At 63.1% G+C, this 21,918-nt stretch carries 20 protein-coding genes; 10 read left to right on the forward strand and 10 right to left on the reverse strand.

From position 1 onward, the window contains the following. Positions 1 to 34: 34 nt before the first annotated feature. Positions 35 to 1,009 carry an IclR family transcriptional regulator gene (locus AB7245_RS19415; protein ID WP_085401976.1) on the forward strand — a complete coding sequence of 325 codons (975 nt, stop codon included), beginning with the start codon at positions 35 to 37 and terminating at the stop codon, positions 1,007 to 1,009. Then, positions 939 to 2,498: an acyl-CoA carboxylase subunit beta gene (locus tag AB7245_RS19420; RefSeq protein WP_439034672.1), complete on the forward strand. Its 1,560-nt coding sequence runs from the start codon at positions 939 to 941 to the stop codon at positions 2,496 to 2,498. The genes AB7245_RS19415 and AB7245_RS19420 overlap by 71 nt, the downstream gene beginning before the upstream one ends. 491 nt (positions 2,499 to 2,989) lie before the next feature. On the opposite strand, the gene AB7245_RS19425 is transcribed toward AB7245_RS19420, so the two are convergent. Further along, positions 2,990 to 3,265 carry a DUF3303 domain-containing protein gene (locus tag AB7245_RS19425; RefSeq protein ID WP_038941960.1) on the reverse strand — a complete coding sequence of 92 codons (276 nt, stop codon included), beginning with the start codon at positions 3,263 to 3,265 and terminating at the stop codon, positions 2,990 to 2,992. Positions 3,266 to 3,594: 329 nt separating this feature from the next. Between AB7245_RS19425 and AB7245_RS19430 the strand changes: the two genes are divergently transcribed. Beyond that, a complete protein-coding gene (locus tag AB7245_RS19430) occupies positions 3,595 to 4,248 on the forward strand; it encodes a molybdopterin dinucleotide binding domain-containing protein (RefSeq protein ID WP_439034673.1) in 654 nt (217 codons plus the stop codon). A 20-nt stretch (positions 4,249 to 4,268) separates the two neighbouring features. Here AB7245_RS19430 and AB7245_RS19435 read toward each other — a convergent pair whose 3' ends face one another. The 6 genes from AB7245_RS19435 to AB7245_RS19460 all read right to left on the reverse strand — a co-directional run bounded on the left by AB7245_RS19435 (position 4,269) and on the right by AB7245_RS19460 (position 10,356). Further along, a complete protein-coding gene (locus tag AB7245_RS19435) occupies positions 4,269 to 5,744 on the reverse strand; it encodes an FAD-binding oxidoreductase (protein WP_439034674.1) in 1,476 nt (491 codons plus the stop codon). 171 nt (positions 5,745 to 5,915) lie between these two features. Next, the gene (locus tag AB7245_RS19440; protein WP_166095239.1) at positions 5,916 to 6,683 is read right to left on the reverse strand and encodes an amino acid ABC transporter ATP-binding protein; all 768 of its coding nucleotides are present in this window, start codon (positions 6,681 to 6,683) and stop codon (positions 5,916 to 5,918) included. A 40-nt stretch (positions 6,684 to 6,723) separates the two neighbouring features. Further along, positions 6,724 to 7,416, reverse strand: coding sequence for an amino acid ABC transporter permease (locus AB7245_RS19445; RefSeq protein ID WP_166095254.1), 693 nt, complete (start codon positions 7,414 to 7,416; stop codon positions 6,724 to 6,726). Beyond that, the gene (locus tag AB7245_RS19450) at positions 7,413 to 8,207 is read right to left on the reverse strand and encodes an amino acid ABC transporter permease (RefSeq protein WP_439034675.1); all 795 of its coding nucleotides are present in this window, start codon (positions 8,205 to 8,207) and stop codon (positions 7,413 to 7,415) included. Before AB7245_RS19450 ends, AB7245_RS19445 begins: the two co-directional genes overlap by 4 nt. Before the next feature lie 62 nt (positions 8,208 to 8,269). Further along, on the reverse strand, positions 8,270 to 9,166 hold the full coding sequence (locus tag AB7245_RS19455) for an amino acid ABC transporter substrate-binding protein (protein ID WP_439034676.1): 897 nt from the start codon (positions 9,164 to 9,166) through the stop codon (positions 8,270 to 8,272). Positions 9,167 to 9,195: 29 nt separating this feature from the next. Then, the gene (locus AB7245_RS19460; RefSeq protein ID WP_439034677.1) at positions 9,196 to 10,356 is read right to left on the reverse strand and encodes an aminotransferase class V-fold PLP-dependent enzyme; all 1,161 of its coding nucleotides are present in this window, start codon (positions 10,354 to 10,356) and stop codon (positions 9,196 to 9,198) included. Positions 10,357 to 10,593: 237 nt separating this feature from the next. Here AB7245_RS19460 and AB7245_RS19465 point away from each other — a divergent pair, with 237 nt between their 5' ends. The 4 genes from AB7245_RS19465 to AB7245_RS19480 all read left to right on the forward strand — a co-directional run bounded on the left by AB7245_RS19465 (position 10,594) and on the right by AB7245_RS19480 (position 14,413). After that, positions 10,594 to 11,388 (forward strand): IclR family transcriptional regulator, encoded by a 795-nt coding sequence (locus AB7245_RS19465; protein ID WP_439034678.1) that lies wholly within the window; start codon positions 10,594 to 10,596, stop codon positions 11,386 to 11,388. Positions 11,389 to 11,767: 379 nt separating this feature from the next. After that, positions 11,768 to 13,192: a TadE/TadG family type IV pilus assembly protein gene (locus tag AB7245_RS19470; RefSeq protein WP_071917521.1), complete on the forward strand. Its 1,425-nt coding sequence runs from the start codon at positions 11,768 to 11,770 to the stop codon at positions 13,190 to 13,192. A 10-nt stretch (positions 13,193 to 13,202) separates the two neighbouring features. Next, the gene (locus tag AB7245_RS19475; protein ID WP_063983829.1) at positions 13,203 to 13,760 is read left to right on the forward strand and encodes a TadE/TadG family type IV pilus assembly protein; all 558 of its coding nucleotides are present in this window, start codon (positions 13,203 to 13,205) and stop codon (positions 13,758 to 13,760) included. Then, a complete protein-coding gene (locus tag AB7245_RS19480) occupies positions 13,760 to 14,413 on the forward strand; it encodes a TadE/TadG family type IV pilus assembly protein (protein WP_439034679.1) in 654 nt (217 codons plus the stop codon). The genes AB7245_RS19475 and AB7245_RS19480 overlap by 1 nt, the downstream gene beginning before the upstream one ends. A gap of 117 nt (positions 14,414 to 14,530) precedes the next feature. On the opposite strand, the gene AB7245_RS19485 is transcribed toward AB7245_RS19480, so the two are convergent. Continuing rightward, positions 14,531 to 15,331 (reverse strand): type 1 glutamine amidotransferase domain-containing protein, encoded by an 801-nt coding sequence (locus tag AB7245_RS19485; protein ID WP_439034680.1) that lies wholly within the window; start codon positions 15,329 to 15,331, stop codon positions 14,531 to 14,533. Positions 15,332 to 15,798: 467 nt separating this feature from the next. Then, complete coding sequence (locus AB7245_RS19490) at positions 15,799 to 16,974, reverse strand: patatin-like phospholipase family protein (protein WP_135214333.1); 1,176 nt, start codon at positions 16,972 to 16,974, stop codon at positions 15,799 to 15,801. A 226-nt stretch (positions 16,975 to 17,200) separates the two neighbouring features. Between AB7245_RS19490 and AB7245_RS19495 the strand changes: the two genes are divergently transcribed. From AB7245_RS19495 to AB7245_RS19505, 3 genes are all read left to right on the forward strand, one after another. Next, on the forward strand, positions 17,201 to 17,983 hold the full coding sequence (locus AB7245_RS19495; RefSeq protein ID WP_063983825.1) for an acetoacetate decarboxylase: 783 nt from the start codon (positions 17,201 to 17,203) through the stop codon (positions 17,981 to 17,983). A gap of 115 nt (positions 17,984 to 18,098) precedes the next feature. After that, positions 18,099 to 19,115, forward strand: coding sequence for a transporter (locus AB7245_RS19500; RefSeq protein ID WP_028157684.1), 1,017 nt, complete (start codon positions 18,099 to 18,101; stop codon positions 19,113 to 19,115). 21 nt (positions 19,116 to 19,136) lie between these two features. Then, positions 19,137 to 20,540, forward strand: coding sequence for a carbohydrate porin (locus AB7245_RS19505; protein ID WP_439034681.1), 1,404 nt, complete (start codon positions 19,137 to 19,139; stop codon positions 20,538 to 20,540). On the opposite strand, the gene AB7245_RS19510 is transcribed toward AB7245_RS19505, so the two are convergent. Next, positions 20,537 to 21,832 (reverse strand): MFS transporter, encoded by a 1,296-nt coding sequence (locus AB7245_RS19510; RefSeq protein WP_439034682.1) that lies wholly within the window; start codon positions 21,830 to 21,832, stop codon positions 20,537 to 20,539. The two genes, AB7245_RS19505 and AB7245_RS19510, sit on opposite strands and share 4 nt — an antisense overlap. Positions 21,833 to 21,918 lie beyond the last annotated feature (86 nt).

Consider the following 21,918-nt stretch of genomic DNA (forward strand, 5'->3'; position numbering starts at 1 on the left):
TTAATTCCGCACAGCGGAACGAACGGTAGGGAACATGGGACGACGTTCAGAGCGGTTAAGCAGGCAAGGTGCGCTCGCTGGCGATGCCGGCGAGGGTGATGTCATCCAGGTGGTTTCGCGCGCGTTCGACGTGTTGCGATGCTTCGAGGGCCATGAGGCCCGACTCGGCAATCTCGAGATTTCAAATCGCTGCGGCCTGCCGCGCTCGACGGTGTCGCGGCTCACGCACACGCTGACGCGCATGGGGCAGTTGGTTTACCTGCCGCGTGACCAAAAGTATCGCATCGGTCCGAGCGCGGTGGCGATGAGCGCCTCGATGATGAAGGGCGCGCAGCTGCGCAGCATGATCCGGCAGCGACTCCAGGAAGTCGCCGAGCAATTGCCTGGCACTGTCGGCTTCGTCGTCCCCGATCGCTTCCATCTGGTCTATCTGCAGTTCGCGCGCTCGGCCTCGGCGCTCGGCCTGCACGAGGGCACCGGCAGCCGCATCTCGATGGCCTCGACGGCCGCGGGCGCGGCCTACACGGCGGCGCTAGCGCCTGAAGTCGGCGATGCCTTCATTACGGACATGGAACGGGAAGCCCCCGAGGCTGCGAAAATCCTGCGGCCCCGCATCGAGGCCAACAGGCAGTCGTTGCTCGAGCGCGGTTACGTCACGGCCTGCGGCCTGTGGAGCCCGCACATCAACGGCCTCGCGGTGCCGATCTGGTCGCCGCAATACCAGACCTTCGTCGTCATCACGATCGGGCTGTTGTCGTCGATGTATGACGAGCAGCGTCTGCATGCCGAAGTCGCGCCGTTGATGGTCGCGCTCGGCCGCTCGCTCGGAAGCCTGATGGAGGGCGCGGAAGGCGACGTCTTCAACAACCGCATCTCGCGCAAACCGGTCGCAATGGCCGTGCATAACAATAACAAGCCGATCAATTCGGAGGGAGTGAATGAACTGGAAGCCGGAACTCGACGAGCTCGCCCGGCGCGAAGCCTTCGCGCGGGAGATGGGCGGCGTTGACAAGGTCAAGCGTCAGCATGACCAGGGCCGACTGACTGTTCGGGAGCGTATCGACAGACTGATCGACAGCGGCAGCTTTCACGAGATCGGTGCCGTCTCCGGCATCGGTGAGTACGATTCCAGCGGCGAGCTGCAGAAATTGACGCCGGCGAACTGCGTGTTCGGCCGCGCGTGCGTCGAAGGCCGCACGGTCGTCGTGGTCGGCGACGATTTCACCGTCCGCGGCGGCTCGGCCGATGCGTCGATCTCGGCCAAGCCGTTGATGGCGGAGGAGATGGCGCACGACTTCCGTCTGCCCATCGTCCGCATCATCGAGGGCTCCGGCGGCGGCGGCTCGGTCAAGACCATCGAGACCAAGGGCGCGGCCAATCTGCCGGGCGGCATCGGCGGCACGCGCTGGTATCGCTTCACGACGGAGAATTTGTCGCGCGTGCCGGTCGTCGCGCTCGGTCTCGGCTCGGTCGCGGGCTTGGGCGCGGCGCGCCTTGCCGCCAGCCACTATTCCATCATGACCCGGAAGTCCGCGATGTTCGTCGCGGGGCCGCCGGTGGTGAAGGCGCTGGGGCAGGACCTCTCGAAGGAGGAGCTCGGCGGCGCCGACATCCAGACGCGCGCCGGCGCGGTCGATCACGCCGTCGATACGGAAGAAGAGGCGTTCGCTTGCGCGCGGCGTTTCCTCTCTTATCTGCCGTCATCGGTCTACGAGCTGCCGCCGACCTTGCCCTGCACCGACAATCCGGAGCGCACCGAAGAAGCCCTGATGAACGCGGTGCCGCGCAACCGCAAGCAGGTCTACAAGATGCGGCCGATCGTCGAGCAGGTCGTCGACAAGGGCTCGTTCTTCGAGGTCGCCAAGAATTTCGGCAAGCCAATCATCGTCGGTCTCGCCCGGCTCGAGGGCAGGGCGGTGATGGTGCTTGCGAGCGACAGCTTTCACTATGGCGGCTCGTGGACCGCGGATGCGTGCCAGAAGGTGGTGCGCTGGGTCGACTTCGCCGAAACCTTTCACCTGCCGATCGTCTATCTCATGGACTGCCCGGGCTTCATGATCGGCCTCGATGCCGAAAAGGCGGCCACTATCCGCCACGGCGTCCGTGCCATGGCGGCGGTCAACCAGACCACGGTGCCCTGGTGCACCGTGATCCTGCGCAATGCCTTCGGTGTCGCCGGCGTGGTGCATCAGCCCGCCGATCGCTTCTCGATCCGCTACGCCTGGCCCTCGGCCTATTGGGGCTCGCTGCCGCTGGAAGGCGGCATCGAAGCCGCCTACCGCGCCGACATCGACGCGGCCGAGGACAAGGCGGGCAAGCTCAACGAGATCCAGGAACGGCTGAACAAGCTACGCTCGCCGTTCCGCTCCGCCGAAAAATTCTGGGTCGAGGAGATCATCGATCCCCGGAAGACGCGGTCGCTGCTGTGCGAGTTCGCAAGGCTGGCCGAGCCGTTGCGGAAGGCGGGGCCGCCGGAGAACTTTTCGATCAGGCCGTAGGTTGCGGTCATGGCGAGCAACCGGGGGCGCGCGAAGCGAAGTCCCGATGACGGGCTCCGCGAAGCAATCCAGACTTTACCCGCGGAGGCAGTCTGGATTGTTTCGTCGCTTCGCTCCTCGTGGAGCGGCGCGGTGCAAGTCGTGATGCGTGGAACCATTTCCGGCGCTGTGCATTCAAACGCGCATGAGGAACCTGTATTTCGGCATCGGCGCTCTCGCCGCCGCGCTGGTTCTCTTTACGATTTGGCTGGGCCAGCATGAACGGGAGGCATCAATCGATCGCCTCGAGCAATGGGTGATTCCACGCCCGCCACCTGAGCGCTAAAGGAATCGCGGCCGTCACTGACGGCCCTATCGAAATACCCGCAAACACATTCGTTGTAAGCCCCCACGCAAACGGCCACGCCTTCGGCCGGACAGATCGACATTTTAGACCTGCCGGGGATGTCACTGCCGCCGGTCTTCAGCGGCAGCGACATGAGGATTGACGATTAGCGCTTGGGCAGCGAGGCCATCACTTCGCCTGCGTCGCCATCCTCCAGACAGGGTGTGACGGTCAATGGGAGCAGGTCAGCCCACTGTGCTAGCCAGCGATACATCGCCTTTGGATCGCTCGATTCAGAGATCGCAAATCCCTGTCCGTTCATGCCATGCCACCGGCCCAGCATCTTGACGCCTTCGGGTGGCGCTCCGCCGGTTTCCAGAAAACGGCTGACGGCCGCATTGAAGGTGCCTTGAGGTACACTCCAGGTTGTAATGAATTTCATGCGATTCTCCCATAATCTGAATTATTGGATGAATGCCGCGGCTGCGCCGCCCGCGCACAATAGCGCTGGCGTGTCGAATAACAACGGCGAATGAAGCCGTGGGTTAGTGCGATGGAGGCGCCGTAGCGGACTTGGTCGTGTGTCACCGGCGTCCGCCGGAGAACATGACGATACGGCCGTAGCGGCGCGAACGGGGAACTCATTGGGGCTGCCGACCTATCCCGTCTCTGATAGGATGGCAACATAATTGCCCGGCGCGCGCGTCACACCCGTATTCAGCACTGGAGCGAGAGGGAGAGACGCGCCCGATCTATGAAATCCTGAGTTCTTTGGCACACTCCCTCGGGCTGGCTGACTTCTTTCCGTGGGCGTCGATCGAAGAGGTGATCGATGTCATCTTGAATGACACGACAACCGGCCATGCGACTGTTGCGTCGCTGCGCGCTGCCGGTGGCTTTTTGCCTCTTAACGTGCCCGCGGTCGCCTATGCGGATTGGAAATTCGATTCACCGTCCGGGAAGATCGAATTCTGCTCGCCGCAGGCGGCAAGGCTCGGGCTTCCGCCACTTCCGGTGCACGGCGGCGACCAAGCTTCGCCTTATCCGTTGTCGCTGAGCTTCGGAAGGACGCTGACACATTTTCATTCGTTCTATGACGAGGGCCAGGCTCTCCCGGCATTGGCAAAGCACAATGTCGCCCCGCAACTCTGGATATCGCCGGTGGATGCAGAGGCGCGTCAGCTCAGCAACGGGGATGCGATCAGGATTTACAATCAGCGGGGCGAGTTCGCGGCAAAGGCCTGCGTCACCGACGACGTCAAGCCCGGGGTGGTCTGGATGCGCGATGGCTGGGTTGGCCTCAATCATCTCACGTCCGGCGACGCGGTCCTGACCCGAGACGCTCTCAGTCTTTTTCACTTCTCCGTTGGCCAGTCCGACTACGGCGCTCGCGTGGAGGTCGCGCGAAGGCAGGCATCGTTGTAGACGAGGCTATCCGGCGTCGATCACAGCCGCAGCACCTTGCCTGGATTCATGATGTTCTGCGGATCGAGCGCGCGCTTGATGGTGCGCATGATGTCGAGCTCGGTCTTCGAGCGGTAGTGACTGAGCTCGTCGAGCTTGTCGATGCCGATGCCGTGCTCCGCCGAGATCGAGCCGTCCATGGAAGTGATGAGATCGTTCACGGCCCGCGTGATGGCGGACGAATATTGGGTCAGCGTCTGCTGATCCATGCCTTTGGGGCCCATGAACGAGAAATGCAGATTGCCGTCGCCGATGTGCCCCAAAGGATAGGGGCGAATGGTCGGGAGAATGTCGAGCACGGCCTTGAGCCCCTGGTCGATGAAGCCGGGAATCCTGGAGATGGCCACCGACACGTCGTAGCTCAGTCCCGGCCCCTCGGCACGGGAGGCCTCGGCGACGCTTTCCCGGATGCGCCACATGTTGCGCGATTGATTTCCGGTGTGCGCGATCACCGCGTCGAGCACGCGGCCGGCCTCGAGCTGATCAGCGAGAAACTGCTCCAGCTTCTCGGTCATGCCCTCGGTCCCGTCCTGCCGGGCCCGCGAGGACGACCATTCGAGCAGGAGGTACCATGGCGTGTCGGCCTTGAGAGGATCCTGGGTGCCGGGAATATGGCGCAGCACCATGTCGATGGCGCTGCGGCTCATCAGCTCGCAGGAGCCGACATTGTCCCCTGATGCCGCATGGGCTTCGGACAGGATCTCCAGCGCCGCGCGCGGATCGCGGATCGCCAGCCACGCTGTGCAGATGTCCTTCGGCGCGGGCCATAGCTTGAGGACGGCCTTCGTGATGATGCCCAGCGTTCCCTCGGCGCCCATGAAGAGGTGCTTGAGGTCGTAGCCCGTATTGTCCTTCTTGAGCGCACGCAGTCCGTCCCAGACGTCCCCGTTGGCCAGCACGACTTCGAGCCCCAAGACGAGATTGCGGGCATTGCCATAGCGGAGCACCTGCACGCCGCCGGCGTTCGTCGACAGATTGCCGCCGATCATGCATGAGCCCTGGGCGCCAAGGCTGAGCGGCAGGAACCTGTCGTGACGGCTTGCGGTCTCCTGAAGCGTCTGGAGAACGCAGCCGGCCTCGACGGTCATCGCGTAGCCGACGGCATCGACGTCCAGCACGCGGTTCATGCGGCCGAGCGACAACACGATGCCGGTGTGCGCCGGCCAGGGCGTGGCCCCGCCCATCAGACCGGTGTTGCCACCCTGCGGCACGATCGCGACGCCGTGCTCGTGGCAAAGCCGGACGACTTTCGAAACTTCCTCGGTACTGCCAGGACGAACGACGGCGCCCGCGCCGCCAACCAGCAATCCGCGCCAATCCGTCACGAACGGCTGCTTGCCGTGCTCGTCCTCGATCAGGCCCTTCTCGCCGACGATCGCGCGCAACGCATCGCGCATCCGGGCGGTCAAAGGAGCGGTCGGGATGGTGGGTAGGGAGGACGGGAAGGCAGCCGGCATTTTGTTTCCCCTGGCGCATCTTGGTGTGCACTGCGCACGTAACGTGCGGGGGTATTCTCCACGTTTGCGGCGGGGAGTCTAATGGCAATATGTCTCGAAGCGGGGGACCGTGGACGAACGCGCCGAGCAGCTGCCGCCACCGACGGCGCTTGGTCTCGGCCGAGCGGAATCCTAGTGGATGATCTGGTTCAGGAAGCCCTTCGCCCGTTCCGTGCGCGGAGCCCGGAAGAATGTCTCCGGATCCGCTTCCTCCACGATGCTTCCGCGATCCATGAAGACGACCCGATCGGCGACCTCGCGGGCGAATCCCATCTCGTGCGTCACGCAGACCATCGTCATTCCATCTCGCGCCAGCTCGACCATGGTGTCCAGCACTTCCTTGACCATCTCGGGGTCGAGAGCGGACGTCGGTTCGTCGAACAGCATGATCTTGGGCTGCATGCACAGCGCCCGCGCGATGGCGACGCGTTGCTGCTGGCCACCCGACAATTGTGCGGGATACTTGTCCGCCTGATCCTGGATGCGGACCTTCCGCAGCAAGCCGAGTGCGCGATCGCGCGCTTCCGCTTGCGAGATGCCGCGAACCTTGATCGGAGCCAGCATGCAGTTCTCGGCGACCGTGAGGTGCGGAAAGAGGTTGAAGCTCTGAAAGACCATCCCGACCTCGCAGCGCACGCTGTTGATGTCGGCCATGCGGTTGCTCAATTCGACACCGTCGACGACGATCCTGCCGCCGTCGTGTTTCTCGATATGGTTGATGCACCGGATGAGCGTCGACTTGCCGGAGCCCGAGGGGCCGCACAGCACGATCTTCTCGCCCTTGCCGACCCTGAGATTGACGTCGTTCAGCGCATTGAATGCGCCGAATCGCTTCATCACATTCTCGACGAGGACGATTGCACTGGGCTGCGTGGCATTGCTGACAGTCGCTTGAGGCATGTTCGTCTCCCGAATACGAGGCCGTTTGGTATCCCGATGATCATCGTGCCGTGGCAAGGCCGTATCGCTTGCGAAGGGTGGCGACGCACTGGGAGGCCGCCGAGCTGATGGCGAGGTAGGCCACCGCGACGACGAGGTACATCTCGACGAGACGTCCATTGAGCTGTGCGAGCTTGGAAGCCGCGCCCAGAAGGTCCGTCAACGACAGCACGTAAACGAGAGACGTGTCCTGAAACAGGATGATCGTCTGGCTCAGGATGATCGGGCTCGCCACGCGAAGGACTTGCGGCAGAACGACATGGCGGTAGGTGTCGTAGGTCGACAGCGCGAGCGCCTGGCAGGCCTCGAACTGCCCCTTGTTCACGGCCCGCAGTCCGACGCGGATGATCTCGGAGTAGTAGGCGGCTTCAAACAAGCCAAAGGTGATGAACGCCGTGTAGGTCGCCCCGATCGGAATCGGGCGGCCGTTGCCGCTCAGGTGCCCAAGCACGATCGGCACCAGGAAGAAGAACCAGAAGAGAACCAGGATCAGCGGGATCGACCGGATGATCGCGACGTAGCCGCGGACGATCTGGGCGAACACCGGGACCTCGAAGTGCTGTACCAGCGCAAGACAGGTTCCGAGCACCATGCCGATGGCGAATGCGGCCGCCGTGAGCGAAAGCGAGAAGAGCAGGCCCGACCAGAGATAAGGCCACGACTGCGCGACGATCGAGAAATCGAGTGTATTCATTTCACGGTCTCCATGGCGCCAGGCAGAGCGCTACCTTGCTGCATGTCGGCGGCGAGATCCTGTTCAGCAGTAAGCTTCACCGGGGTGCTACCCGGAATCCTGACGGCCTTGTCGATGAGTGTCATGATCTGATACGCAACCAGCGCCAAGCAAAGATAGATGATCGTCGCCGCGCCGAAGGCCGAGAATGTCTGGAACGTTGCCTCGCTGATCTGGCGCGCCTGTGCGGTCAGCTCCATCAAGCCGATCGTGAGTGCGACGGAGGTGTTCTTGTATATCCCCATCACCTCGCTGGTGAGGCTCGGCACGATCAGGCGCAAGGCCTGCGGCACGACGACGTAGCGATAGGTGAGGTAGCCGCTGAGGCCGAGAGCGTTGGCGGCTTCGATCTGCCCCTTCGGAAGCGCTTCGATGCCGGCCCGGACCTGCTCGGCTATTCGAGACGCCGTGTAGAGTCCCAGGCAAAGGAGAGCCGGGAAGAACGATGCCCAAGGCGGCGGCATCTGCTTGATGGCATTTCCGAGCGTGGCCGGCACCACCTCCGGGAAAACAAAGTACCAGAGGAACATCTGCACCAGGACAGGGATGTTTCGGAATATCTCGACGTAGAGCCGGGCCGGAATCGAGACGAAACGATTCTGGACCGTGCGGCCCACGCCGACGAACACGCCGATGCCGAAGGCGATCCACCAGCCGAAGAAGGCCAGAGCCAGGGTCCAACCGAGACCCGACAGAAGCCAGTCGATATAGCGCTGGCCGTCTGCCGCCTGTTCAAAAAGCACTCCGAACATCGCGAGCCTCCGGGTTGCAGGTGCGGACGAGGATGACTTTCCGGGACGATCAGCTCCGTCAATCAGTCGACGGCATCGCTGGGATGTGCGATCCGCTCCATCAACTCGTCGGTGAGCGGGAATGCGAGGTTCTCACCCTTGGGCGGGATCGGCCTGGTGAACCATTTCGCGTAGGTCTTCTCGAATTGGCCGGATGCCATCTGCTTGGAGAGAACGTCGTCGACGAGCCTCTTGAAGCCGGCGTCGCCCTTGGTGAACATCAGCCCATAGTAGATCTTCGCGTAACCCTCGGAAAGGAACAGGAGCGCGTCCGGATTCGGCGCCGCAGCCTTGAGCCCGGCGAGAAGGATATCGTCCTCCATGAAGGCGACGGCACGGCCGGTGTTCAGCATGAGGAAGGACTCCGCATGGTCCTTGGCCTGGACGATGTTGAGGCCGAACTGCTCCTTGGTGTTGACGCTCTGTGCGAAACCCACCGCGTTGGAGCCTTGCGTGGCGACCACCGTCTTGCCTTTCAGGTCGCCGGCGGTCTTCACGCCACTGGCGGCCTTGACGAGCCAGCGCGGCTGGCTGACGAACGTTGCGACCGAGAACGAGACCTGTTCCTGCCGCTTCTTGTCGTTGGCGGTGCCGCCGCATTCGATGTCGACAGTCCCGCTCTGGATCAGGGGAATCCGGTTCGAGGAGTTCACCGGCGTGTAGTTGACCTTCAGGCTGGGCAACTTCAGCTCCTCCTTGATGCGATCGACGATCGCCGCGCAGAGGTCGAGTGAGAAGCCGATCGGCTTCTGGTCCGGCCCGAGGTACGAGAACGGTATCGAAGCCTCACGGTAGCCGATCGTGATCGAGCCGCTGGATTTGATCTTGTCGAGCGTCGGGCTGTCGGCTGCCGCGGACGGGCTTGCGTTGACAGCCAGGAGCGCCGGGAGAAGTCCCAAGAGCTGAACGAGCTTCTTCATGGTTTTTGCCTTCCCATCGTTTGTCAGATTCAAGCTGCGACGGACGGGCGTCCGAGCCCTCGCCGGCGGATGACGTCGATCAGGCGATCGATGTCGGTGGCGGTGTTGAACATGCCGAGCGAGACGCGAATGCCATCTCGTTCGGGCGACACGCGCACGCCGTTCTCCTCGAAATGGCCGAGCCAGTCTGTCGCGGGCAGGGCGATGACGTAGATGTGCGGCGCGCGATGCTTGCGTTCGCGCGGACCGACGAGGCGGACGCCCAGCTCGTCCAGGCGCGCAATCAGGTGATCGCCGAGATCGAAGCAGTGGTTCTGGATGTTCTGCACCCCGATCTGCTCGATCATGTCGAGCGAAGCACCGAGGGCGTGGACTGCGGGCAGATTGAAGTTGCCGAGCTCGAAGCGCCTGGCGGCCGGCGAGGGCGCCATCCCGTCGGCACGCGCGATGAGATCGCTCGGGATCTCGGCGAGGCTCGCAGCCGCCAGATAGGTCGGCTCGAGCTCTTTGAGCGTCTTGTCCCAATAGAGCAGCCCGAGCCCTTGCGGAACCAGTAATCCCTTGTGGCTGCCGGAGCCGATGAAGCTTGCGCCGATCGCCTTGGCGTCAACAGGCACGACTCCGATGGCCTGCATCACGTCCACCACGAAGTGGAGCTTGTTCCTGACGCACATCGCGCCGACGCTCTCGATGTCAAAGCGGTGACCGGCGTGAAAAGTCACATGCGACATCGAGATCGCACGCGTCCTTTCGTCGATGAAGGGAGCAAAGCTGTCGGCGTCGACGACTTCCGTCATTGGGATGAAGCGGACCTCGACGCCTTTCCGTTGCAGATTGAGGAACGCGTAGGCGTTGTTCGGGTGATCGCCGTGGATCATCAGGACATTGTCGCCGGCCTGTAGCGGCAGTGCGTTTGCCGCAATGTTCATGCTTTCCGACGTGTTTTTCGTGAAGGCAATCTCATCCGCCGTCACGCCGAGAAAGCGGGCGACCTTGGCACGGGTCTGCTCGACCCGATCGAGCCAGATGCTCTTCGGACCGGCTGTCTCGAAGCCCTCGCGAAGGAAAAGCTCGATCGCGGCCTTCACGGGACGCGCGAGCGGCGTTTGAAACCCGGAATCCAGATAGACCATCCGTTCGACGGCGGGGAATTCCTTCCTCACGGCGTCCACGTCGTAATGACGAGACATGCACATCTCCTGTTGAGCGCGCCGGCAGAACTTGGCTCCCGGCCAAGCGGCGGAGCGCGATTTTCGGAACGGCGAGACCGCACTGCACAATTTCTGGTCAACCGCCGGTGACGTCAAGAATATGAGCTTTCAGGATTTCGACAATCGATTATGTCGAATTTCAGTATGTTTTATTCCGAAAAATGATAATACTCGCCGTTGATCTTGATTTCACTTCCAGTTTTGGCCGGGTGGGACATGACGAAGCGAATTGGGAAGGAAGGACCGTTGGATCGGGCTTTCGCGATCGTTCGGCATGTTGCCGACCAGCGCAAAGCCGTCTCGGCCGCGGAGATCGCAAAGGCTCTTTCGCTGCCGCTTCCAACGGCACACAGGTTGATCGGAAACCTCGAAGACCGCGGATTGCTTCAGAAGGCGTTGGGTACCAAGCGGTACGTTGTGGGCAACCAGCTCGTCACACTGTCGGCCACCGTCATCGGCGCTGCGTTTCGTACTGCGCGGCGGCATGCGGTGCTTCGGGCGGTCGCGGGAGAAATCGGCGAACAGTGTGAGATCGGCGTCGTACGCGACAACGTCGTTGCCTATGTCGACAGCGTTCGCGTTTCGGAGCCGCAAGGTCTTCAGTTCAATCCGGGGGAAGCGGCGCCGTTACACTGCACGTCGACCGGAAAGATCTATATGAGCAGACTGCCCGAGCGGATCCGGGCGAAGCTGTGCCGCGCGCTACCCCTGACCAAATTCACCGAAACGACGATCGTCGATGTCCACGCGCTGATGAAGGTTCTCGAGGAGACGCGACAACGCGGCTGGGCCAAGACAAACGAAGAGTACGTCAAGGGGGTGGTGGGGTGCGCCGTCCCCATTCTGTCACCGGATCGGGAATTGATCGCTTGCCTCGGCGTCTCTGTACCGGTGGCCCGCGTGAGCTTCGCCGAACTGGACCGGTTCATAGCGCCGCTTCAAAAGGCCGCCGCTCTGCTATCCGAGACCATTCTGCAAGTTGAAGAGGACGATGGCGCAGATGCCCAATGATGGCATGATGCCTTGGCCTCTGTGCCATAGCCGCCCTCAACCAGACCGACGTGCCTGCTGCGCGGTGATGCTGCGCAGCCCACCGGACGCACCCGCCAGCGCCGGCGTTGAGGCCGTATCGACCGCACCTGAGGCCGCTTACCCCTCAATCTCTGCGATCGCGTTTAACCGACGTTAATGATGTCTTCTCGATATGGAACATCTCACTCCGTTGCACTCCCTGTTTGTGGATTGCCCGTAAGTGTTGATTAAGAAGGCCATATCCATATTCCAGCCTGCGATTGGCGGGCTGACCGGCAGCGGTAATCCCACCGGTTGCCCCGATCAAAGACTTTAGGAATTGCTCTCTGCCGCCACGACGGCAATCAGGATGAAGGTCATGCTCCGCCGGGTAGTGCTCCGTTTCGCAAGAGACCGGAAGGCCAACATCGCCGTCATCTTCGCCCTCACGATGGTCCCGATCGTCTTTCTCCTGGGCATGACGCTCGACTACACGCAGGCCGTCCGCAAGCGCGAGCAACTGAACGCAGCCGCCGACGCGGCCGCGATCGCAGCCGTGCGGCCGGCGATGCTGACCCAGACCGACAAGACGGTCGTCCAGGCGACCGCCGCAGCCGTCTTTGCAGCGAAGGCGAATCTTCCCGGTCTGACGGCGACGCCGACGCCGACCATCACCGTCACGGATTCCGGCCTCGCACGAAGCATCACGGTTTCGTACACCGCGCAGTCCGTCAATAATTTCCCCAGCGTTCTCGGCAAGCAGACCTGGGACGTCTCTGGCTCCTCAACGGCGAAGGCGTCGAGTGCGCCCAACATGAATTTCTACCTGCTGCTGGACGACTCGCCGTCGATGGCGCTTGCTGCGACGCAGGCCGACATCACCAACATGATCGCGGCCACGAAGAACCAGCCCAGCTACGCGAAGAATTGCTCGTTCGCCTGCCATGAGGCGCGTCCCAACAACGCAACTGCCAGCTCGACGAACAAGGACAATCTCACCGTCGCACGCGCAAACAACATCACGCTGCGCATCGATCTCGTGACCAACGCCGTTACGCAATTGCTGAAGGGACCCTGGACGTGCCCGCAGGCGGGTGTGACGGGCGGCGTCATGCAGTGCATGTCGGCGCTCAACAACACGACCTACAAGGCCGCCATCTACACCTTCGACTACGCCCTCAACACGATTCAGGTGCTGACCACGCCGGACACCGCCGCCACGAAGATCAACAACATTCAGCTCCTGACGGTCGACCACCAGAACTGCCCCATTGTCGATAGCAAGGGCAACTGCACCTACACCACCGACTACGGCACGGATATCTCGGGCGGGCTCACGGGCGTCAACACCGTGATGCCTGCGCCAGGCACCGGCACCAATCAGGCGGGCGATACGCCGCAGGAAGTGGTCTTCCTCGTCACCGACGGCGTCGAGGACAAGCTCATCCCGAAGACGGGGGGCTCCTGCGACCCCAATGCCACCTATGCGCTTCCGACAGCCAACTCGACGACCTTGCGGTGCCAGCAACCGCTCGACACGACGGTCTGCACGACGATCAAGAACCGCGGCATTCGCATCGCGGTCCTCTACACCGAGTATCTGCAGCTGAGCGACAGCTGGTACACGAGCCGCATCTCGCAGTTCAACAATCCATCCTCGTCAACCGGCACGATCGCGACACGGCTGCAATCGTGCGCATCGCCCGGTCTGTATGCGAGCGTGCAGACAGGTGGCGACATTTCCGCGGCGCTGACCAACCTGTTCATCAAGGTTGCATCCAGCACGGCCAGCCTCGTGCAGTAGGGAAGGCGCCATGACCCGACAGGTCACGACAACGAAAAGATGCCGCAACCGCTGGGCCGCCTTCGCCGGCGATAGCCGCGGAGCCACGGCCGTCGAATTCGCGCTCGTTGCCGCGCCGTTTCTCGCCCTCATCATCGCGCTCATCCAGACGTTTCTGGTTTTCTTTGCCCAGCAGATGCTTGAAACCGTGGTGCGCCAGTCGGCGCGTCTCGTCATGACGGGGCAGGTTCAGTCGGCGCAGATGAACCAGGCGGTTTTCAAGCAGAAGGTCTGCGATCAGATCGTGATCCTGTTCAATTGCAGCGGTCTGATGGTCGACATGCAGGTCGCAACGTCCTGGTCTTCCGCGAACACGGCGACGCCCACGCTGACCTTCGACGGCTCGGGCAATGTGACCAACAGCTGGCAATACAATCCGGGCGATTCCGGCGATATCGTCGTTCTCCGCGTCATGTATGTCTGGCCGGTCGTGCTCGGGCCGCTCGGCTTCAATCTCTCGAACCTTAGCAATGGCAACCGGCTGCTCATGTCGTCCGCCGCGTTCCAGAACGAGCCAGGAGCTACCTGATGATCTCCGCCCTGTCGTCTCGCGCTCGGCAGATGTTGACCGATGTACGCGCTGTTGCAGCGACGGAGTTCGCCATCGTGACGCCGTTCATGCTGGTGCTCTATGTCGGCGGCGTCGAGCTCGGGAACGGGCTCGCCATGAACGTCAAGGTCAGCGCGACCGCGCACAGCGTTGCCGACATGATCTCGCAGAACACGGCCGTCACGTCGATCCAGATGGACGGCATTCTCGCTGCGGCGAGCTCCATCATGGCTCCCTATCCCATCAAGAACGGCAGCACCTCGCTGATGACGATCACGGTCTCCGAGGTCTCGACCGACAGCAATGGCAACGCGACGGTGCAATGGAGCAAGTCGACCAGTACGTCGGGGGCGAGGGCCGCCGGTCAGCAGATGACCTTGTCGTCCTTTACCGCGCCGGGCGGCACCAGCAATGCCAACATCTCGCTCATTCTGAGCGAGGTGTCCTACGACTACGCGCCCAACCTCGGCTTCACGATCGCCGGCACGGTGAAGCTGTCCGACAGCTATTACCTGTTCCCCCGCTGCTCGACGAACACCCCCGCCACGTCGAGTTTTCCCTATTACGACGTGAAATATCCGGCGGCGAAGACCTGCACCTGCGTGCAGCACTTGCAGCAGAAGACCTGTTAGTTTCACGGAACGCAGTCCGAAAGAAGCCGGATGCCGCTGAGGCACGCTTCCGTCCCGACTTCCTCCCGGCCCCTGTGCGCAATTGCGCACCGGGCCGGATGACATTGGAGTAAACGCTTACGCCGCCACAGTGGCGCGGTCGAGCGCTGCGATCAGCTTTGCCGCGATGGGATGGTCGGACCGCGGATTCTGGCCGGTGATCAGCTCGCGGTCCTCGACGACGTAAGGCTCGAAGTCGACGGCGCTTCGGCTGACCTCGGCACCCGCAGCTCCCAGCGCGTCCGGCATGGTGAAGTAGATCTTGCCGTGCAGGAACTGCTCCTCGATCGGTATCTCTTCCGAGGCGGTGAACACCGTCATCTTGTATCCCGCATATTGCCAGCCCTTGCCCAGCTCCGCGACCTTGGCCTTGTCGCCGGCGATCAGGGCGGCGCGATAGGCCTTGGCGTCGGGCAGGGCGGCCAGAGTTGCGATCGGTCCGTGGCAGAGCAGCGCCGTGATCTTCTTCCGTTCGTGGAAATATCGCAGAATCTTGCCGAGCTCGGGATCCTGCATGAGGTCGACGACCGGGCCCTGCCCGCCGGGGACAAAAACGGCGGCGTATTGATCCAGTCCTCCGTCCACGATCGCGCGCAACGTATGGACGTTGGTCATTGCCGGGTCCTTGTCGAAGAAGTCGCGTCCCCGCCGGTAGGCCTTCTCGTCGCCGCCGAAATGGGCCGCATGATCGGAGGCCGGATCGATGTACGGTTGCTTGCCGTTCGGCGTCGCCAGCACCACCTCGTAGCCGGCATCGATCACGGCCATCGCCGGCACGACGGTTTCATTGAGGTATTGGCCGGTCGGTCCGGTGCCGCCGCCCTGGATCTCGATACGGGTGGCATTGGAGCCGACAACGAGCACTTTTCCTTTGGACATGGTGTCTCCTGCGATTTGCTTGATCGTCTTGCGGTTAGAACTTCATAACAATCCGGCCGACGCGAACGGCAACCTGACGCGACGACCGTTCTGGCGTTTCAAGCAACGACTGGAGCAGATCGGGCGAAGCACGCCGCTTCGCTCCGCAAGCTCGCCCCGAAGGCTCCTGCGGAGGGAATAATCTGTCGCTGCCGAAGAAGTAAGCGGCTTCGCTGATGGCGCGCAAGCCAGCCTCCCAACGTCATTCCGCGCGCAATTTAGGGGATGCGGCGTAGTCTGACCATGTGGCGCGATCGGCCTGGAGCGGATGCATCGTGCGATTTTGCAATGATGCCATCATGCTCCTGTTTTGCCCGACGAGTCAAGTTTACTTCGGCAAAACGTAAGTCATTGATCCGCCACGCGCCGGCTACTGTGCATGGGGTTGTTTTCGCAGTTTTTGTTTGGAGCAGCCCGCGCGGGGTGCTTTACGCGCTCTCCGTCTCCCGGTGCACGTCGTGCACCACGAGGCCCATGCCTTCGTCCGGCATCTTGATCCAGTCGCGGCGCTTCAGCGTGCGCTTGGTGTCCTCGTAGCCGCTCGTCCAGTGCTCGCGCATCGAGGTGCCCGAGAACTCATGGTCCTTGGCGTCGCCCTCATAGGCCTTCTGCTGGTAGATCAGGTGCAGGATCGCGATCTCCGGCATGCGGCGCAGGCTCGACTTGAGCTGGCGATCCTCGTCGGAGAGTTGCTCGTCCGGGACTTTCGCCAGGGCCTTGTAGAGCAGAACCTTGAGATTGTGCGTGCGGCGGTAGACGTCGGTGTTGTGGCGCGTGCGCGAGGAATACATGATGTCCTTGTGGCGGGCCATCACGTCCTGGATCGAGCGCGGCAGCACGCCCCGTGCGCTGAACAGGTCGACCTGGAACACCAGCGAGTTGAGCGCATCCTCCTGGTCGAGCAGATGCTGGAGCGGCGTGTTGGAGACGATGCCGCCGTCCCAGAAATGATCGGTGCCGATCCGCACCATCGGCAGCGCCGGGGGCAGGGCGCCGGAGGCCATGATGTGCTCCGGCTCGATCTCGTCATGGGAGTTGTCGAAATAGATGAAGTTGCCCGAGAGCACGTTGACCGCGCCGACCGCAAAGCGGACCTTCTTCTCGTTGATGAGGTCGAAGTCGACGAGCTCCAGCAGGCTCTCCTTCAGCGGCATCGTGTCGTAATAGCTGGTGGCGGTGCGCGCGCCGACCGGGCTGAACCAGGGATTGACCTGGTGCGGGGTGAAGAAGCCGGGCTGGCCCATCGCCGACGTCATCCACGCACTGGTGAGATTGCGCCACTGGCGGAAGATGTCGCCGTCGGGCGTGTAATGCCAGATCTTGCGATTGGTGATGCGCTCCCAGAAGATGCGCAGCGCCTCCAGCCGCTTCTCCGGCTTGTTGCCGGCGATGATGGCGGAATTGATTGCACCGATCGAGACACCGCAGACCCAGTCGGGCTCGATGCCGGCTTCGTGCAGCGCCTGGTAGACGCCGGCCTGGTAGGCGCCGAGCGCGCCGCCACCTTGCAGCACCAGCGCGACGCGGTCGCAGCGTTCGGGGCGCCAGCCCCGTGCGGGAGGCTGATGCGTCTGATGAGCCGGTTGCGACGTGCGGGCGTCCATGGGTGCCTCCTAGCGTGGACCAAACGATTGCGTCCGGCAGTGACGGCGTGATGACAATTTCAGCGCCGATGCATCGTCTGCATGCAGGCCGACCGCAGCGGGAATGGCGGGAGGTCGTGCGGCTGACGGAAAAGCTTCACATCGCAGTCAATGACGGCGGCTAGCAATTTGCATCTTGCCTTTAGCCGCCGGGCCGACATCACAGACATCACACAGGAGACCAGCGATGCGCAGGGAAGACGTGCTGAGACTTCCGTCCATGCCGGCGGCGGGGCCGAGCTATCCGGCCGGGCCCTATCGCTTCGTCAACCGCGAATTCCTCGTCATCACCTACGAGACCGATCCGGAGCTGATCCGCGCCGGCCTGCCTGAGCCGCTGGAGCCGATCGACCAGCCGATCGTGCATTACGAATGGATCAAGATGCCGGACTCCTCCGGCTTCGGCAGCTACACCGAATCCGGCCTCGTCATTCCGGCGCGCCTCAACGGCGAGGAGGTCAATTTCGTCTCGCAGATGTATCTGGATGATGATCCGCCGATCGCGGCGGGCCGCGAGATCTGGGGCTTTCCCAAGAAATACGCCCATCCGAAACTCGAGATCGTCAAGGACACGCTGACGGGTACGCTGGAATATGCCGGCCAGCTCGTCGCCATGGGCACGATGGGCTACAAGCACGAGAGCATGGCCGGCAACGGCGATCGCACCCGTGCGACGCTGTCGAAGACGCAGATCAATCTGAAGATGATCCCGGGCGTCGACGGCCGTCTCGAAGTCTGTCAGCTCGTCGCGATCAACCTCATCGACATCGTGCCGAAGGGCTCCTGGATGGGGCCCGGCCGGCTGCATCTGGTGCCGCATGTCAACGCGCCGGTCGCGGATTTCCCGGTTCGCCGCTGCCTGGGCGCGCACCACTACATCGCCGATCTCACGCTGCCGTTCGGCCGCGTCGTGCACGACTACGTCAAGGAGGCCGAGGCGATGGCCGCGACGGGGCTGGCCGCGGAGTAGGGCGGCACCATCATCAAACTGTAACAAAGCCGTAATTGAGTACCCGCGAGAGGTCCGGAGGATGCCGTCAGCCATCTTCCGGAAACGGGGCATTTGTTGACGGTTGGGGTTGGCCATGGCTGAGCCGGCGAAGCTTGTCAGCGCGATATCGGATTCCGTGCCCGCCATTCCCGGCCTGGTCTGGGCGTTCCGGCTGCACGGCGACGGCAGCGCCGAGGCGCTGCCGATCGACCAGCCGATCGAGTTCAGCCATGACGGCCGGCTCTGGCTGCATTTCAATCTGACCGATGCGCGCGCGCGGCCCTGGATCGCGGCGTCACAGCTGCCGCCGCTGGCGCGCGACCTCCTGCTGTCCAACGACACTTTCCAGCAGCTTCACGTCATCGACCATTGCGTCTACGGTGTCTTCTCCGATCTCGTGCGCGACATCGACAGTGCGACGGAAGAGACTGCGTTCCTGCGTTTCGCCATGACCGAGCATCTTCTCGTCAGCGGCCGGCATCAGGCGCTGTGCTCGGCCGATGCGACGCGCCGCGTGCTCGAAGGCGGCTACCGCGTCGACAACGTCGCCCATCTCCTGGAAAAGATCGTCGACGAGGTCGCCGACACGCTGGACCGGATGGCGGACAAGCTCGGCCAGGAGATCGACGACATCGAGGAACGGATTTTGGCCGACGACGCCAAGCCGGAGATGCGCCGCAATCTCGGCCGGCTGCGCCGGACCTGCGTCAGGTTGCATCGCCAGCTCACCGGCCTGCGCGTGCTGTTCCACCGCCTCGATCAGAAGAACACCGATCATCTCGCGCCGGCCTTGCGCATTCACGCCGGCAAGCTGGCGCAGCGGCTGGACGGGCTCGATCACGATATCGTCGAGCTCCGCGAACGCAGCCGCCTGCTCGAGGAGGAGCTGCGCTTCAAGAACGAGGAGGAGAGCAACCACCACCTCCACACGCTCTCCATCGTGACCTCGCTGCTGCTGCCGCCGACCCTGATCACCGGCATCTTCGGCATGAACACCAAGGGCCTGCCGCTCACCGACGTCGAGAGCGGATTTCTCTGGGCGGCGCTCCTGATGGCCTCGTCGGTGGGGGCGGCCTATCTGTTCATGCGGCGCACGGGCATCTTCAGGTAGCGTACGCAGCCGGTATCAGCCGTGATCGGGACGTCCCACAGATTTCCGCTGCGAAATGCGGCCGCGATCGTGCTGGCCTCAACGGTGGCGAGCACCGGCGCGTTCGCCGGCGCCAAGGACGAAAGCGCGGCCGAATGGCTGGCGCCAAAATGGTTCAACGAATGGCATGACGGACTCGCCAACAAAGGCCTGAATTTCGGCGCCACCTATATCGCCGACAACATCACTAACGTCTCCGGCGGCGTGAAGCGTGGCGCCATCCATTTCGGGCGCCTCGATCTCTCGGTCGATGCCGATCTCGACAAGCTCGTCGGCTGGACCGGCGGCCGCTTCTACGCCAATGCGTTCGTGATCTACGGGCAGGGACTGAGCCGCAACTACGTAATGAATCTCGCCACCATCAGCGAGATCGAGGCATTGCCGGACCAGCGGCTCTACAACGCCTATTTCGAGCAGAGCTTCTTTGGCGATCGCCTGAACATCAGGGCCGGCCAGCAGGCCGCCGACGTCGAGTTTTTCGACAGCCAGACCGACGACCTCTTCATCAACGGCACCTTCGGCTGGCCCGCGATCAAGGCGAGCAACCTTCCGGCCGGCGGCCCGGCACCGCCGATCGCTGCGCCCGGTATCCGCATCAAGGCGGCGCTGACCGACAACATCACCGCGTTCGGTGCGGTGTTCAACGGCGATCCGTCAGGTCCGGGCGATCAGGATCCGCAGCTGCGCGACCATCATGGCCTGGCGTTCCGCGTCAACGATCCGCCGTGGGTGATCGGGCAGGTCCGCTTCAACTACGACATCGATATCGGCGGCCGGCCGCTCGCCGGCAATTTCACGCCGGGCGCCTGGAAGCATTACGGCTCGTTCGACAGCCAGCGTTTTACGGCCGAGGGGCTCTCGATCGCCGATCCCGGCGGAAGCGGTGTACCTGCAAGACTTCGCGGCAATTACGGTATCTTCGCCGTCATCGAGCAGGTGCTCTATCGCCCGCCGGAGGTGAAGGACAACACCACGTCAGCCTCGATCCCGGGCGTCACCGCGTTCGGCCGCATCGCCTACAGCCCGCCGGACCGCAATCTGATCGACCTTTATGTGGACGGCGGCATCGGCTTCGTCGGCTTCACGCCAGGCCGTCCGCTCGATCGCTTCGGCGTGGCAATGGCCTATATGCGGATTTCGAACACCGCGCGCAATCTTGACATTGATACGCAGGCTTCCACCGGCATCCAGAGTCCGGTGCGCAGCAACGAGACGCTGATCGAGATGATCTACGAAGCGCATATCAAGCCGGGCTGGCTGATCGCGCCTTACTTCCAATACGTGTTCCGCCCCTCCGGCGGCATCCCCAATCCGAACGATCCGACCGGCGTGTCGCGGATCGGTGACGCCGCAGTGTTCGGCGTCACCACCACGATCAGGTACTAGGCCATCGCCGGCTTCGGCTCGGCCTTCGGTTGCCGCGACAGCGCCAGCACGATCAGCGAGGCGAACACGCAGAGCGCGCCGGCGATGAAGAACGCGGGCAGGTAGCTCTCATAGACCGTCCGCGAGAAACCGGCGCCGAACGCCGCGGTGCCGGCGCCGAGCTGATGGCCGGCAAAGATCCAGCCGAACACCAGATTGGCGCGCTCGGGTCCGAATTTCTGCGCGGTGAGCCGCACCGTCGGCGGCACCGTGGCGATCCAGTCGAGCCCGTAGAACATTGCGAACAGCGACAGCCCGTAGAACGAGAAGTCGCTGAAAGGCAGGAAGATCAGCGAGAGCCCGCGCAGGCCGTAGTACCAGAACAGCAAATAGCGGTTGTCGTAGCGGTCCGACAGCCAGCCCGACATGATGGTGCCGAAGAAGTCGAAGATGCCCATCGCGGCGAGCAGGCCTGCCGCCTGCACCTGCGGGATGCCGAAATCGAGGCACATCGGGATCAGGTGCACCTGGACGAGGCCGTTGGTCGACGCGCCGCAGACGAAGAAGGTCGCAAACAGGATCCAGAACGCGCGCGACTTCGAGGCGTCGCGCAGCGTGCCGAGCGCCACGCCGGTGATCGAACCATGGCTGACCGGCGGGGCCGGCAGGGGCTCGGTGCCTTCGTCGCCGAACGGGCGCAGGCCCACATCGCTCGGCCGGTCGCGCATCGCGAGGAGAACCGCCACGGCGGAGACGCCGAGCGCGATGCAGACGAAGCCGAGCGCGAGCCGCCAGCCGTAACGTTCGGTCAGGCTTGCGAGCAGCGGCAGGAATACGAGCTGGCCGGTGGCGACGCTCGCGGTCATGATGCCGACAACGAGACCGCGCCGAGCGGCGAACCAGCGCGTCGCTATGGTAGCGCCCAGCACCAGCGCGGTCATGCCGGTGCCGATGCCGATCACGACGCCCCACAGCAACACGAGCTGCCAGACTTCAGTCATGCCGAGCGAAAGGACCAGCGCCGAGACGACGATGAGCTGGGCGGTCAGCGTGACGTTGCGCAGGCCGTAGCGGTTGAGCAGGGCGGCCGCGAACGGCGCCATCAGCCCGAACAGGATGAAGCGGATCGACAGCGCGGAGGAAATCTGCGCCGTGCTCCAGCCGAACTCGTGCTGAAGCGGGACGATGAAGACGCCGGGCGCGCCGACCGTGCCGGCGCTGATCAGCGCGGTGAGGAAGGTCACGCCGACCATCACCCAGCCGTAGTGGATATTGCGGCGGCCGAGTGTCGCCGCGAGCCAGTTCGAGATCATTGGGCCTCAATGTTTGATGGGCAGGCTTTGAGACACCTGCACGAGCTTGTAGAATGGCACGGGACGTGTCTGTCGAAAATGACAGA

Source organism: Bradyrhizobium sp. 604_D8_N2_3, assembly GCF_051810765.1.
In the GTDB taxonomy this organism is placed as follows: Bacteria; Pseudomonadota; Alphaproteobacteria; order Rhizobiales; family Xanthobacteraceae; genus Bradyrhizobium; species Bradyrhizobium barranii.

Excerpts from the sequence above, each read along its gene's own strand:
- AB7245_RS19420 (WP_439034672.1), top strand. The coding sequence starts at position 939 with ATGAACTGGAAGCCGGAACTCGACGAGCTCGCCCGGCGCGAAGCCTTC.
- AB7245_RS19495 (WP_063983825.1), top strand. The coding sequence starts at position 17,201 with ATGCGCAGGGAAGACGTGCTGAGACTTCCGTCCATGCCGGCGGCGGGG.
- AB7245_RS19450 (WP_439034675.1), bottom strand. The coding sequence starts at position 8,207 with ATGTTCGGAGTGCTTTTTGAACAGGCGGCAGACGGCCAGCGCTATATC.
- AB7245_RS19425 (WP_038941960.1), bottom strand. The coding sequence starts at position 3,265 with ATGAAATTCATTACAACCTGGAGTGTACCTCAAGGCACCTTCAATGCG.
- AB7245_RS19480 (WP_439034679.1), top strand. The coding sequence starts at position 13,760 with ATGATCTCCGCCCTGTCGTCTCGCGCTCGGCAGATGTTGACCGATGTA.
- AB7245_RS19490 (WP_135214333.1), bottom strand. The coding sequence starts at position 16,974 with ATGGACGCCCGCACGTCGCAACCGGCTCATCAGACGCATCAGCCTCCC.
- AB7245_RS19445 (WP_166095254.1), bottom strand. The coding sequence starts at position 7,416 with ATGAATACACTCGATTTCTCGATCGTCGCGCAGTCGTGGCCTTATCTC.
- AB7245_RS19465 (WP_439034678.1), top strand. The coding sequence starts at position 10,594 with ATGACGAAGCGAATTGGGAAGGAAGGACCGTTGGATCGGGCTTTCGCG.
- AB7245_RS19455 (WP_439034676.1), bottom strand. The coding sequence starts at position 9,166 with ATGAAGAAGCTCGTTCAGCTCTTGGGACTTCTCCCGGCGCTCCTGGCT.
- AB7245_RS19470 (WP_071917521.1), top strand. The coding sequence starts at position 11,768 with ATGCTCCGCCGGGTAGTGCTCCGTTTCGCAAGAGACCGGAAGGCCAAC.
- AB7245_RS19460 (WP_439034677.1), bottom strand. The coding sequence starts at position 10,356 with ATGTCTCGTCATTACGACGTGGACGCCGTGAGGAAGGAATTCCCCGCC.
- AB7245_RS19510 (WP_439034682.1), bottom strand. The coding sequence starts at position 21,832 with ATGATCTCGAACTGGCTCGCGGCGACACTCGGCCGCCGCAATATCCAC.
- AB7245_RS19435 (WP_439034674.1), bottom strand. The coding sequence starts at position 5,744 with ATGCCGGCTGCCTTCCCGTCCTCCCTACCCACCATCCCGACCGCTCCT.
- AB7245_RS19415 (WP_085401976.1), top strand. The coding sequence starts at position 35 with ATGGGACGACGTTCAGAGCGGTTAAGCAGGCAAGGTGCGCTCGCTGGC.
- AB7245_RS19500 (WP_028157684.1), top strand. The coding sequence starts at position 18,099 with ATGGCTGAGCCGGCGAAGCTTGTCAGCGCGATATCGGATTCCGTGCCC.
- AB7245_RS19440 (WP_166095239.1), bottom strand. The coding sequence starts at position 6,683 with ATGCCTCAAGCGACTGTCAGCAATGCCACGCAGCCCAGTGCAATCGTC.
- AB7245_RS19485 (WP_439034680.1), bottom strand. The coding sequence starts at position 15,331 with ATGTCCAAAGGAAAAGTGCTCGTTGTCGGCTCCAATGCCACCCGTATC.
- AB7245_RS19475 (WP_063983829.1), top strand. The coding sequence starts at position 13,203 with ATGACCCGACAGGTCACGACAACGAAAAGATGCCGCAACCGCTGGGCC.